Annotated in this window: 12 protein-coding genes; 5 read left to right on the top strand and 7 right to left on the bottom strand. The window is 66.2% G+C overall.

Features of this window, described 5'->3' with window-relative positions:
• Positions 1-2 precede the first annotated feature (2 nt).
• Positions 3-593 carry an anthranilate synthase component II gene (locus ACQY72_RS01520; protein WP_428155229.1) on the bottom strand — a complete coding sequence of 197 codons (591 nt, stop codon included), beginning with the start codon at positions 591-593 and terminating at the stop codon, positions 3-5.
• Between the two features lie 88 nt (positions 594-681).
• Here ACQY72_RS01520 and ACQY72_RS01525 point away from each other — a divergent pair, with 88 nt between their 5' ends.
• Positions 682-885: a peptidoglycan-binding protein gene (locus tag ACQY72_RS01525; protein WP_428155231.1), complete on the top strand. Its 204-nt coding sequence runs from the start codon at positions 682-684 to the stop codon at positions 883-885.
• On the opposite strand, the gene trpE is transcribed toward ACQY72_RS01525, so the two are convergent.
• Both trpE and ACQY72_RS01535 read right to left on the bottom strand, forming a co-directional pair.
• The gene (gene trpE / locus ACQY72_RS01530; protein WP_428155233.1) at positions 882-2,399 is read right to left on the bottom strand and encodes an anthranilate synthase component I; all 1,518 of its coding nucleotides are present in this window, start codon (positions 2,397-2,399) and stop codon (positions 882-884) included. The two genes, ACQY72_RS01525 and trpE, sit on opposite strands and share 4 nt — an antisense overlap.
• Positions 2,396-4,303 carry a SurA N-terminal domain-containing protein gene (locus ACQY72_RS01535; RefSeq protein WP_428155234.1) on the bottom strand — a complete coding sequence of 636 codons (1,908 nt, stop codon included), beginning with the start codon at positions 4,301-4,303 and terminating at the stop codon, positions 2,396-2,398. Before ACQY72_RS01535 ends, trpE begins: the two co-directional genes overlap by 4 nt.
• Positions 4,304-4,454: 151 nt before the next feature.
• Here ACQY72_RS01535 and tpiA point away from each other — a divergent pair, with 151 nt between their 5' ends.
• The 4 genes from tpiA (at position 4,455) to ACQY72_RS01555 (ending at position 7,730) form a co-directional block, all read left to right on the top strand.
• The gene (gene tpiA / locus ACQY72_RS01540) at positions 4,455-5,207 is read left to right on the top strand and encodes a triose-phosphate isomerase (protein WP_428155236.1); all 753 of its coding nucleotides are present in this window, start codon (positions 4,455-4,457) and stop codon (positions 5,205-5,207) included.
• A gap of 64 nt (positions 5,208-5,271) precedes the next feature.
• Positions 5,272-5,697 (top strand): preprotein translocase subunit SecG, encoded by a 426-nt coding sequence (gene secG / locus ACQY72_RS01545; protein WP_346495273.1) that lies wholly within the window; start codon positions 5,272-5,274, stop codon positions 5,695-5,697.
• A 124-nt stretch (positions 5,698-5,821) separates the two neighbouring features.
• Positions 5,822-7,474, top strand: coding sequence for a CTP synthase (locus ACQY72_RS01550; RefSeq protein WP_428155238.1), 1,653 nt, complete (start codon positions 5,822-5,824; stop codon positions 7,472-7,474).
• A gap of 97 nt (positions 7,475-7,571) precedes the next feature.
• Positions 7,572-7,730: a hypothetical protein gene (locus ACQY72_RS01555; RefSeq protein ID WP_428155240.1), complete on the top strand. Its 159-nt coding sequence runs from the start codon at positions 7,572-7,574 to the stop codon at positions 7,728-7,730.
• 4 nt (positions 7,731-7,734) lie between these two features.
• Here the strand turns inward: ACQY72_RS01555 and ACQY72_RS01560 are convergent, their stop codons facing one another.
• The 4 genes from ACQY72_RS01560 to ACQY72_RS01575 are packed head-to-tail and all read right to left on the bottom strand — an operon-like array spanning position 7,735 to position 12,301.
• The gene (locus ACQY72_RS01560) at positions 7,735-9,099 is read right to left on the bottom strand and encodes a hypothetical protein (RefSeq protein WP_428155242.1); all 1,365 of its coding nucleotides are present in this window, start codon (positions 9,097-9,099) and stop codon (positions 7,735-7,737) included.
• Positions 9,100-9,155: 56 nt separating this feature from the next.
• A complete protein-coding gene (locus ACQY72_RS01565) occupies positions 9,156-9,479 on the bottom strand; it encodes a hypothetical protein (protein WP_428155244.1) in 324 nt (107 codons plus the stop codon).
• 39 nt (positions 9,480-9,518) lie between these two features.
• Complete coding sequence (locus ACQY72_RS01570) at positions 9,519-10,085, bottom strand: N-acetyltransferase family protein (protein ID WP_428155245.1); 567 nt, start codon at positions 10,083-10,085, stop codon at positions 9,519-9,521.
• Entirely contained in the window at positions 10,082-12,301 is a 2,220-nt protein-coding gene (locus ACQY72_RS01575; protein WP_428155247.1) for a S9 family peptidase, read from the bottom strand. The genes ACQY72_RS01570 and ACQY72_RS01575 overlap by 4 nt, the downstream gene beginning before the upstream one ends.
• Positions 12,302-12,347 lie beyond the last annotated feature (46 nt).

The raw sequence follows: 12,347 nt of genomic DNA on the forward strand, positions 1-12,347 counted from the left end.
CGTCAGGCGGCCGCGAGGCGCTTCACGCCGGCGATCTCAAGGAAGTTGGCCAGCATGTCGTGACCGTGTTCGGTGGCGATGGATTCCGGGTGGAACTGCACGCTGTGGATTGGCCGGCTGCGGTGCTGTAGGCCCATGATCTCGCCGTCGGCGGTCCAGGATGTGACCTCCAGACAGTCGGGCAGGGTCTCGCGCTTCACGGCCAGCGAATGATAGCGGGTGGCGGTGAAGGGCGACGGCAGGCCGGCGAAGACGCTTTTGCCTTCATGCAGGATCGGCGAGGTCTTGCCGTGCATCAGGGTCTTGGCGCGGATCACGTCGCCGCCGAAGGCCTGGCCGATCGCCTGATGGCCCAGGCAGACGCCAAGGATCGGCATCGAAGCCGGCGCGGTCGCGATCAACGGCAGGCAGATGCCGGCCTGGTCCGGCGCACAGGGGCCTGGCGACAGCAGGACGGCGGCGGGGTTCAGCGCCCACGCCTCGTCCACCGTCAGGTCGTCGTTGCGCACCACATGCGTCGGCGCGCCCAACTCCGCGAGGTAGTGGACGAGATTGTAGGTGAAGCTGTCGTAGTTATCGACGACGAGGATCATGGCTTGGCTTCTAGGCTTGACGGGCGTCCGCGCCAAGCGGGCGCGGCGGTAAAGCGCATTTTAACCCGACCCGGAGATAAATGCGGCTGTGAAACTCGCCGCTGAAAAAGATATCGCCGCCAAGATCGCCGCCGCGAAGGCGAAGCTGGTCGTGGTCGAGACCAGGCCCAGCCCCGTCGCCGCCCTCGGCGCTGCTGCATTCGCCGCGACGGCGGCCGTGCTGATGGCGGGCGTCGTCATCGTCGGCTCTGGCGTTCACTTCGACGACCCGACGATGACCGTTACGCGCTAACGATTGCCGGTGCGGAAATGCCAGGCGTCGTCGGCCGCCCGCATCGGCGCGCGCGCCTTGTGCTGGGTTTCGGCGTATTCGGCCGCAGGATCGCTGTCGGCCACCACGCCGGCGCCGGCTTGGACGAAAATCCGGTCGTCGGCGAACAGGGCGGTGCGCAGGGTGATGCAGATGTCCGCCTCGCCGCCGGCCGAGATATAGCCGACGCCGCCGCCGTAACCGACGCCACGCTTCTCGCTTTCCAACTCGTCGATGACCTCCATCGCCCGAACCTTCGGCGCGCCCGACAGGGTGCCGGCGGGCAGGGCCGCCAGCAGGGTGTCGACGGCGTCCAGCTTCGGATCGGCCTTGCCGCGCACGTTGGAGACGATGTGCATGACCTGGCTGTAGCGTTCGACGACGAAGCTCTCGGTCACCTCGACCGTGCCGGGTGCTGCGACCCTACCGACATCGTTCCGGCCCAGGTCCAGCAGCATCAGATGCTCGGCCCGTTCCTTGGGATCGGCCAGCAGTTCGACTTCCAGCGCCTTGTCCGCCTCGGGCGTCGCGCCTCGCATGCGGGTGCCTGCAAGCGGGCGGATGGTGACCTCGCCGTCCTTCAGACGCACAAGAATCTCGGGGCTGGAACCGGCCAGCTGGAAGCCCTCGAAATTCAAATAGAACAGATAGGGCGAGGGGTTCTGGCGACGCAGGGACCGATAGAACGCGAACGGATCCTCGGTCCAGGGCGCCGAAAACCGATGGCTGAGCACGACCTGGAAGATGTCGCCCGCGCCGATGTAGTCCTTGGCCTTGGCGACCATTTCGCCGAACGCGGCTTCGTCCACGGCTGAGGTGAATGTCGGCGCCGACGTTTCCTGCGGCGCGGCGCGGACGGGCAGGGGCTCGCGCAGTGCTGTCTCGAAGGCGTCCAGTCGCGCCACGGCGGCGTCGAAGGCCTCGCGTGGGGCGATGCCGGCATCGGGATAGGCGGCGGAGACCAGAACGATCTCGTGGCGCACCGAATCGAAGATGGCGACCAGCGACGGACGGGTCAGAACGGCGTCTGGCAGATCCAACGGATCGGGGTTAGGCGCCCCCAGCGGCTCCAGCAGGCGAACCATATCGTAGCCGAAGACACCGAACAGGCCGGCGGCCATGGGCGGCAGGCCATCGGGCAGGTCGAACTTCGATGCCGCGATCAGAGCGCGCAGCGATGGCAGCGTGGGCAGGGCTTCAGCCGTGAACCGGCCCTCGGCGATGGCTGGCCCGCGCGACAGTTCCGCCGCATTCGAACGACAGCGCCAGACGACGTCCGGATCCAGCGTCAGGATCGAATACCGTCCCTTGACCGCACCCCCTTCGACCGATTCCAGCAGACAGGCGTAGGGGCGATGGCGACCGAGTTTCAAATAGGCCGAGACCGGCGTTTCCAGGTCGTCGATGATCCGGCGCACCACCACCTGCGGCCGACCGGCGGAAAGGCCGGCGGCGAAGGCGTCGAAGTCGGCTTGTCCCGATAAAGCCTCGGTCATTGCGCCGGGGCGGCGGGCGTCGCGTCGGCCGAAAGTCCCAGGGCCGAACGGGCCTGAACCGGGTCGTTCTTGGCCTTGGAGCGCTGGGCGCCGGCGGCGAAGGACGTCTCGACCATGGCCTGGACCAGTTCCTGCGTCAGGCGCGGACGAACCTGTTCGGCCAGCGGCCCTGCCACGGCGGGACTGGCGGCAAGAACGTTGTCCACGCGACCAACGACATAGGCGGTCTGCGACGCCGGTTGCGAGAAGGCCTGGCCCTTGGACTGGCCGAACAGACCTTGCAGCACGCCCTGACCCAGAGCGTCCTGCGTCGCCTGGTTGCGGACGACGCCGGTGCGGACCGTCAGGGGCGCATTGACCGAGCGGGCGACGGCGGCGATGTCCTCGCCGTTGCGGACGCGGGTGGTCAGTTCTTCCGCCTTGGTCGAAAGACGACGCATCGTCTCGCGCTGGATCCATTGGGCCGTCAGGGGCTCGCGCACCTCGGCCAAGGTCGGCAGGGCCGACGGACGGATGTCGTTCACGCGCACGGCAAAATACTGGCCCTGGCCGGCGTCGATCACGTCGCTTTCGCCGCCCTTGGTAAGACCCCAGGCCGTCTCGAAGATTTGCGGCGGGGCGTTCAGCGCCTGCGCGTTCGGCAGCTTGCCGTCGCGGGTGAAGGGCGGCAGATCGACCACGCGGCCGCCGGCTTCGCGGGCGGCGTCGGCCAGGTTCTTGCCGGCCGTGCGAGCGGCTTCGTATTTCTCGACCTTGGCGTAGGTCTGGGTCTTCACGTCTTCGGCGCGCAGTTCCTGGATCAGTTCTTCACGTGCGCTCTCCAGCGTCGCAGGCGCAGCGGGCTGGATGGCGGTGACCTTGGCCACCGCGAAGCCGACGCCGGCCTGGACCGGGTCGGAAACCTGGTTGGCTTGCAGGCCGAAGACGGCGCCGGCCGTCGCGGCGTCGCCGATGGCCGAGCGCGGCGTGGCGTCGAAGGTCGCGGGCGTGACGTTGTTGGCGCGGCCGGCGTCGGCCGGCGACTGGCCGGCGCGCAGGGCGGCGGCGATTTTCTGGGCCGTTTCGCGGTTCGGCGCCGTCAGAGTGACGAAGGTGCGGGTCTCGGGCTTGCCCAGAGTGTCCTTCTTGAACTCGAAACGCTCGCGGATGCGGTCATCCGTGATCGGCGTCGCGGCCGAGGCTTCAGGCGTGAACAGGACGACGGAGACCATGCGGAACTCCGGCGCACGCAGACGTTCGGCGTTTTCCTGGATGAAGGCGTTCAGCTGGGCGTCGGTGGGAGCAGGGACCTGGCCCGCCATAGCAGACGTGACCTCGAACCAACGACCGTCGCGGCTTTCGAAGGCCGAGCCGGCCAGCAGGGCGCCATAGATGCGCGGCACGCGGGCGCCGGCGAAGACGGCGGCGCCGAAATGTTCGGTGACGTATTGGTCGCGCAGGTCCTGTTCCAGCATGGCCGGTGTCAGGTTCTGTTGGGCCAGGGCGGCCTCATAGGCCTGCTGGTCGAACTGGCCGGTGACCGAGTTGAAGAAGGCCGGGATCTGGCGGATCTGCTTGACGATCAGTTCCTTGCCGGGGCGGATGCCCGCCTTCCAAGCCCAGTTCAGGAAGCCCAGCTGCTGGGTCTGCTCGGTCAGGAACCGGGTATGGATGTTCTCCGCGACCAATTCCTCGTTGGTTAGAGGACGGCCGACCTGCTGTTGCAGGCGTTCACGCACCTGATCGAAGGCCGTGCGGAACTCCAGCTCGTTCATCGAACGGTCGCCCGCATCGATGACGTGCTTGGGACCCAGGTTCGAGAACACGTCCATCCGCGCGCCGACGATCACGAAGCTGATCGCGATCAGGACAAGTAGGGCGGCCGCCCATTTGGATCGAGAGAAGGCGCGGAAGGCGGTGAGCATTCGAAAACCCGAGACTGGCCGAGATTGGGGCCGATGTTGGCGTCAGTGGTCGCGTATAGTCGGGCCGGGCACGCTGCTGCAAGGACGGCTTCGTGTCGGATTGCGGCGCGGCCCCTTGGCTTCGCGGTTTTCGCCTTCTAGACAGGCGGCCATGAAACAATCCGTGAAGTTGATCGTCGGCAATTGGAAGATGAACGGCCTATCGGCCGCCCTGGCGCAGGCTGAATCGATAAGGGATGCCGTCAGCACAGCGGGGCAGGGCCCTAGGGTCGTCCTGTGCCCGCCCGCCACCCTGATCGACCGGATGCGTGCGGCGCTGGCGGGCAGCGGCGTCGCCGTGGGCGGTCAGGACTGCCATGAGAAGCCGGTCGGCGCCTTCACTGGATCGGTGTCGGCGGAAATGCTTGCCGATGCGGGGGCGACCATCGTGATTCTGGGACATTCGGAGCGCCGCGCCGCCTTTGGCGAAACCGATGCGGATGTCGCAGCCAAGGTCGAGGCGGCGATCGCTGCGGGGCTGGAGCCCATCGTCTGCGTCGGTGAAACGCTGGAGCAACGCGAGGCAGGCGACGCCATCGCCGTGGTTTCCGCCCATGTCGAGGGTTCATTGCCGATGGGCCTGTCCGAGCGCGACTTCGCCGTGGCCTATGAGCCGGTATGGGCCATCGGAACCGGCCTGACACCGACGCTGAAACAGATCGCCGAGGTCCATGCCGCCATCCGTGCGGCCATGATCAAGCGGTTGGGCGAGAGCGCGCGGACCGCGCCAATCCTGTACGGCGGTTCGGTGAAGCCCGAGAACGCCCGGGACATTCTGGCCACGTCGGAAGTCGGCGGCGCCCTAGTGGGCGGGGCGTCGCTGAAGGCCGAAGATTTCATGCCCATCGTCAAAGCGGCCGCCTGACGTTTGCTCCGGGCCGGCTTCGATGATAGAGGCCGCCGCTTGATCGGCGCAGATCCGCGCCCACATGAATGACGCCATGCTCCAGACCATTCTGCTCGTCGCCATCATCATCATCGCCGTGTCCCTGACGGGCGTGGTGCTGCTTCAACGTTCCGAGGGCGGCGCCCTGGGCATGGGCGGCGGACCGTCGGGCTTCATGACGGCGCGCGGCGCAGGCAACCTTCTGACCAAGGTGACCTGGATCTTGGCCTTCCTGCTGTTCGGCCTGACCATCGTCCTGACCGTCGTCGGCAACATGGACCGCGCTTCGGTCTCGGTGATCGACGCCGACGCCGTCGGCTCGCTGGCCACCACGCCGCAGACGCAGCAGCAGGCGCCCGCCCAGCAACAGCCCGCCGCTCCGGCCCAGCCTACGGCTCCGTCGCTGGACGATCTGGAAGCCAGCCTGCCGTCGGCGACGACGGCGCCGGCCCAGCAGCCCGCCCAGTAACGGTCAGACCAACGATCCGACTTCCCGAAAGCGCGCCGCAGGGCGCGCTTTCTTCTTTTGATCAACAGTTCGATTCGCAGCGGGCGATGCGCCGTTCGCGAATCATGGAGTAAGGTGTCCGCCCATGGCTCGCTATGTGTTCATCACCGGCGGCGTGGTTTCCTCGCTAGGAAAAGGCCTCGCCTCCGCCGCTCTCGGCGCTCTTCTGCAGGCGCGCGGCTATAAGGTCCGCCTGCGCAAGCTGGACCCCTATCTGAACGTCGATCCGGGCACGATGAGCCCGTACCAGCACGGCGAGGTCTTCGTGACCGACGACGGCGCCGAGACCGACCTGGATCTGGGCCACTATGAGCGGTTCACCGGGGTGTCGGCGGCCAAGTCCGACAACATCACCACAGGCCGGATCTATTCGACCATCCTGGAGAAGGAACGTCGTGGCGACTATCTGGGCGCGACCGTCCAGGTCATTCCCCACGTCACCGACCAGATCAAATCCTTCTGCCTGACCAAGGCCCTTACGGATGATGGCGAGGAGGTCGATTTCGTCCTGGTCGAGATCGGCGGCACCGTCGGCGACATCGAGGGGCTTCCGTTCTTCGAAGCCATCCGCCAGTTGGGCCAGGATCTGCCGCGCGGCCAGTCGTGCTTCGTCCACCTGACGCTGCTGCCCTTTATCAAGACCGCCGGCGAGATGAAGACCAAGCCGACGCAGCACTCTGTCAAGGAACTGCGGTCTATCGGCATCCAGCCCGACATCCTGTTGTGCCGCTGCGAATTCCCGATCCCGGCCGAGGAGAAGCGCAAGATCGGCCTGTTCTGCAATGTACGCGAAAGCGGCGTCATTCAGGCGATGGACTCGGCCGATATCTACGCCGTGCCGCTGGACTATCACCGCGAGGGGTTGGACCGCGAAGTCCTTGCCCATTTCGGCATCGACGACGCGCCCGCACCCGATCTGACGATGTGGCAGGAGATCGCGCGCCGTCGTCTGCACCCAGACGGCGAGGTCACCATCGCCGTGGTCGGCAAATATACCGTTCTCAAGGACGCCTATAAGTCCCTGATCGAGGCCCTGCATCACGGCGGGGTGGCCAACAACGTCAAGGTCAACATCGACTGGGTCGAGGCCGACACCTTCGAAGGCGACCCTGAGGCCTGCGAAGAGCGGCTGCAGGGCGCCCACGCCGTTCTGGTGCCCGGCGGCTTCGGCGAGCGTGGGTCGGAAGGCAAGATTGAGGCGGCCCGTTTCGCCCGCGAGCGCAACATCCCCTATTTCGGCATCTGCTTCGGCATGCAGATGGCGGTGATCGAGGCGGCCCGGAACCTGGCCGGCTATCCCAAGGCCTCGTCGACCGAGTTCGGTCCGACCGTCGAGCCGGTCGTCGGCCTGATGACCGAATGGACGCAGGGCAACCAGCGCGTCCTGCGCCAGCAGGGCGGCGATCTGGGCGGCACCATGCGCCTGGGCGCCTATGATTCGACCCTGACGGCCGGATCCAAGATCGCCGAGATCTATGGCTCCACCGCCATCAGCGAGCGTCACCGCCACCGCTACGAAGTCAACATCAACTATCGCGAGGCGATCGAGCAGAAGGCCGGCCTGGTCTTCGCCGGACTGTCGCCCGACGGCGTCCTGCCCGAGACGGTCGAACGCCCGGACCATCCCTGGTTCATCGGCGTCCAATATCACCCGGAGCTGAAGAGTCGTCCGTTCGCGCCGCACCCGCTGTTCGCCAGCTTCATCGGCGCGGCCGTGGTGCAAAGCCGCCTCGTCTGAGGGAACGCCGTTCACGGACTCGGGCAGGTCTGCGTTTTGCAGTATGATGCACGGAACGGATCGATTTGACACGATCCGAGATGTGGCGGGACCGTCGATGATCGGCGAGTTGCTTTATCACCTGCACCGGCATGTTCGCCTGGTGCTGATCGCCGGCGGGCTGATGTTCGTCCTCGGCGTGATTTTGCTCGGCTATGAGGCCGTGCGGCATAGAGGCGAGCCGCCGGCCCGCCCGGCCGAAGCCGGGCAGGCCTGAGCCGTCAGTCGATCTTCAGCCGCATGAAGATCATCGCCCCGTCAGGATCGCCGCCATAAAGCGGCTCCAGCGCTGTCGGCACACGGTTCATTGCATAGAGACCGCCTAGACCGAACCGGACGTGTTCGGCGATCCGCCAGTCACGCACCACGCCAACCGACGCCTTGCCAACCGTGTAGAGCGGGCCGTGTCCGCCGCCGACGCCGGGAACCAATTCGTCCGTCTCGATTCGTTCGGCGCGGGCGAAGACGGTCCAGCGATCGTTCGGGTGGACGGCGGATTCCAGCAGCCAGCCGTCTTTCGACTCGTCATGATCATTGGTCTTTCGACCCCAGGCCAAGGTCGAGGACCACCAGCCGGTCTCGCCTAGCCGTCGGGTATGGATGGCGCTGGCCGACCATTTGGTCTCGTCCTCGTCCGGCTCCAGCTGTTCCGGTACGGAGACATCGGCGTAGGAGGCCTGGAGCGACCATTCGTCGGTGGGATTCCAAGCCGCCCGCACGGACCAGCTGTCCAGCCGTGGTGAATCGATGCCCCAACGTTCCTCGTCCGGTTCGCGTCCCTTGAAGGCCGAGGTCTCGATCTTGAACCGATCATGCGCCCAGCCCAGGGTCGTCACGCCGAAGATGATATGGGTCGAGTCCAGCCAGTGGTGGGTGATCGGCGCCTCGGGACTGTCCATGGCGCTCATGCGGTGCATGAAGGCGGGGGGGCCAAAGGCGGGCTCGCCAGGCAGGCCGATGTAGCCATAGATGCTGTCCTTGTCCGACAGGCGCTTCGAATAGCTGGCCGACAGCTCCATGAAGAGGTCGTGCGGATGCTGGCGATCGACCAGCGGACTGACCCCGTCCGCCGTCTCGCCCGCCGCCAGAAGCAGCGGATAGCCGGACTTGCCCATCAGGGGATCGGGGCTGAGCATGGCGCGCAGGTTCAGCGTCGAACCGTCGTCGAAATCGCGCCGCGCCGAGGTCATCAGCATGCCGGCGACGAAGGTCTTGTCGCCGCCGCGTGGCCCGGACTGGGTGTCGTAGACCAGGTTCAGCATGGCATGGGTCATCACCATCCAGTCGCCCCTGACGGTATGGATGCCGCCATGTTCGCCGGCGTCGGGTTGCCAGCCGGTGCCCGAGGCGTCGCGGCTCATGGGCCATGGGCCATAGGGGCTGGTCATCGCATGACCCATGTTGGCGTGATCAACTGGCGTCGCATCTGACATCGGCATGGGCATGTCGTGGCCGGCGTGCGGGTCCGCCGACGGTGCGGTCGTGGTTGGTTGAGCGTGCTGGGAATGATCCTGCGCCGCCGCAGCCTGAGCCAGGGCGAGCAGGGATACGCCGGCGCAGGCGCCGACGAGGATACGGATAGCCATTCAAGGCCTCCTCTAATGATCGTGACAGATTTCGCCTGCGAGAGGCGCGAGCGGTGTCAGACGATCAGGAGGCGGGGCGGGCCGGGCTCGGGCGACAAAAGCCGACCAGCAGGCATGTCGATCAACACGGCGGCGAGACGCGCGGGTGAAACCTTCAAGCCGGACAGGGGCGCGGGATCCAGTGTCGGCGTCGCCACGCAGGCGACGCAGCAGATCATCGCCTTCATGGCCTTGGGGGCGTGACTGGGGGCCTCTTCCGGCATGGGTTGGCCTGTTTCATGACAGGGCGCGGCGGCAGGCGACGCGGACGCGCCGACCGTGCCGAGCGCCAGCACCGCCAGGGCGCCGATCAGCAGCAACAGGGATTGAAGGATTTTCACCGCGTCAGGATAGGCGTCGGGGCGATGCGTCGCAATGCGTCAACGGGTCGGCTTCTTGTCCACCAGCGGCAGACCAGGCGCGTCGGGTGCGACCGAACCCCCTTGGCCCAGCGCCCGCTGCATGAAGACGACATCGCGCCAGTCGTCATGCTTCCATCCTGCCGCCTTGAACACGCCCGCGTCGGTGAAGCCGCGCGTGCGATGCAGGGCGATGGAGCCTGTGTTCTCGGAATCGCCGATCACCGCCACCATCTGACGAAGCCCCATCGCCTCGCAGCGCGCGATCAGCGCATCGAGAAGGGCGCCGGCGACGCCGCGTCCCCTGGCCCAGGGCGCGACATAGATCGAGTCCTCGACCATGTAGCGATAGGCCTGACGGGTTCGAAACGGGCCGGCATAGGCGTAGCCGGCGACCGCGCCGTCGATCTCGACCACAAGTCGCGGCAGGCCGAGAGCTTCGACCCCGGCTAGCCGGGACGCCATTTCGATCTCGTCAGGCGCCTCCAGCTCGAAGGTGCCGCGACCATTGGCGACGCTCTCGGCATAGATGGCCGTTATAGCGGCGATGTCGTCAGGACGGGCGTCGCGAACCGTCGGTGCGCTCACGCCTTCTCCCAGCCCTTGTCGATGGCCCAGACGGCGAAGGCGTAGTCGTGGGCGACTTCCTTCAGATAGTCGAACCGGCCGGCGGCGCCGCCATGACCCGCTTCCATATTGATCTTCAGCAGCACCGGCTTGCCCGAGGTGGTCGCGGGTCGCAGCTTGGCGACCCACTTCTCCGGCTCCCAGTAGGTGACCCGCGGATCAGACAGGCCGCCGGTGGCCAGCACCGCCGGATAGGCCTTGGCCTCGACCTGATCGTAGGGACTGTAGCTGAGCATATAATCGTAGGCCGCCGGATCCTCGATGGGATTGCCCCATTCAGGCCATTCCGGCGGCGTCAGCGGCAGTGAGGTGTCGCTCATCGTGTTGATGACGTCGACGAACGGCACCTGACCGATGATTCCGGCCCACAGGTCGGGCCGCATGTTGTTGACGGCCCCCATCAAGAGGCCGCCCGCCGATCCGCCCTGGGCGACGATGTTTCCGGTCGCGGCGTATTTGCGGTCGATCAGATGTTCGGCGGCGGCGATGAAGTCGGTGAAAGTGTTCTTCTTCGTCATCTTCCTCGCATCGAGGAACCAGCCCCAGCCCTTGTCGGACCCGCCACGAATGTGGGCGATGGCGTAGATCCAGCCACGATCAACCAGCGAGAGCCGATTGGTCGAGAAGCTGGCCGGCATGGGGATTCCGTACGAGCCGTAGCCATAGAGCAGCAGCGGTGCGGAGCCATCGACCGGCGTCGATTTGCGACGCAACACCGTGACTGGCACCAGTTGTCCGTCCGAAGCGGGGGCGTTCAGCCGCTCGACGACATAGTCCGCGATGTTGTGGCCAGACGGAATCTCCTGCGTCTTGCGCAGCGTCCGCTCGCGCGTCGCCATGTCGTAGTCGAAGGTCTGGGTCGGAGTTGACGGCGAGTTGTAGGCGTAGCGAGTGTTCGTCGTCTCGAACTCGGATGCGCCGGCCAGCGACAGGGCGAAGGCGGGTTCGTCGACGGCGATCTCGTGCTCCTCGCCGGCGCGGTCGCGGATGATGATGCGCGTGTTGGCGTCGGCGCGTTCCTGGCGCGCCAGGTGGTCGTTGGTCAGATCCAGGCCTTCGATGAAACGACCGGGCGTGTGCGGGACCAGGTCGGTCCAGTTCGCCTTCGACGGCGTCGCCGTCGGAGCCTGAACGATCTTGAAGTCGATGGCGTCGTCGGCGTTGGTGCGGATCACCCAGCGGTCGCCCCAGTGATCGGCGTCATAGCGAATGGCGACCACGCGCGGCTCCAGCACCACGGGTTCGGCCATCGGCGTGGCGGCGGGGATATAGCGCGCCTCGGACGTTTCCTGGTTCTGGATGCCGATGACGATGAATTGATCGTCGGCCGTGCGTCCGACGCCGATGAACATGCCGTCGTCGGCCTCTTCATAGACCAGGGTGGTTTCGCCGCCGCGAGCCGGGCGACGGAAGATCTTGTCGGGGCGGCCGTTGTCGTCGCGATTGGTCCAGAAGATCCACTGGCTGTCGGGAGAGAAGACGAAGTCGCCGGTGGCGCTGTCGATCACGGCGGGCAGGACTTCGCCGGTCGCCAGATCCTTGACGTATATCTTGTGGACCTCGGAACCCTGCGCATCCTCGGAATAGGCGAACAGGCTGTGATCCGGGCTGTGGCTCGCGGCCGAGACTTCGGAATAGGCCTTGCCCTGGGCCAGTTCGTTGGCGTCCAGCAGCAGTTGGGGCGTGGGGGCCATGACGAAGTTTTTCGTCACCGGCTGACCATCGACCATCCACGTGCCCTGGCGTTCGACGCGCATGTAACGGGGATGCTGATCGCCCGTCTGGTATTCGACGTAGTAGTTCCAGCCGCCGTCCGGGGCCGGAACCGAGCTGTCGTCCTCTTTGATGCGGCCTCGCATCTCGGTGAACATCGTCTGCTGCAGGGGCAGGGTGGAGGCCATCATGGCCTCGCGATAGGCGTTTTCGGCCGTCAGATGCTCCTTGACCTCGGCCTTGATCAGGGTCGGATCGCGCAGCACGGCCTGCCAGTTATCGTCCTTCATCCACTGATAGTCGTCGGTCCGGGTGCGGCCCAGCTGCTCGGTGACGACGGGAATCTTCTTGGCGACGGGCGGTTGAGGCATGGGAGATCCGGTGGACTGGCGGGCGAGCGCGGGGGAGGCCGAGGCGGCAAGCGCCGTCGCAGCGGTGGACATTATCAATTGCCGACGATTCATCGGTCGCTCCCCTGGATAGTCGAAGGGCCGAGTTTGGGCGCGGCGG

Source organism: Brevundimonas sp. (assembly GCF_965279155.1).
Lineage (GTDB): Bacteria > Pseudomonadota > Alphaproteobacteria > Caulobacterales > Caulobacteraceae > Brevundimonas.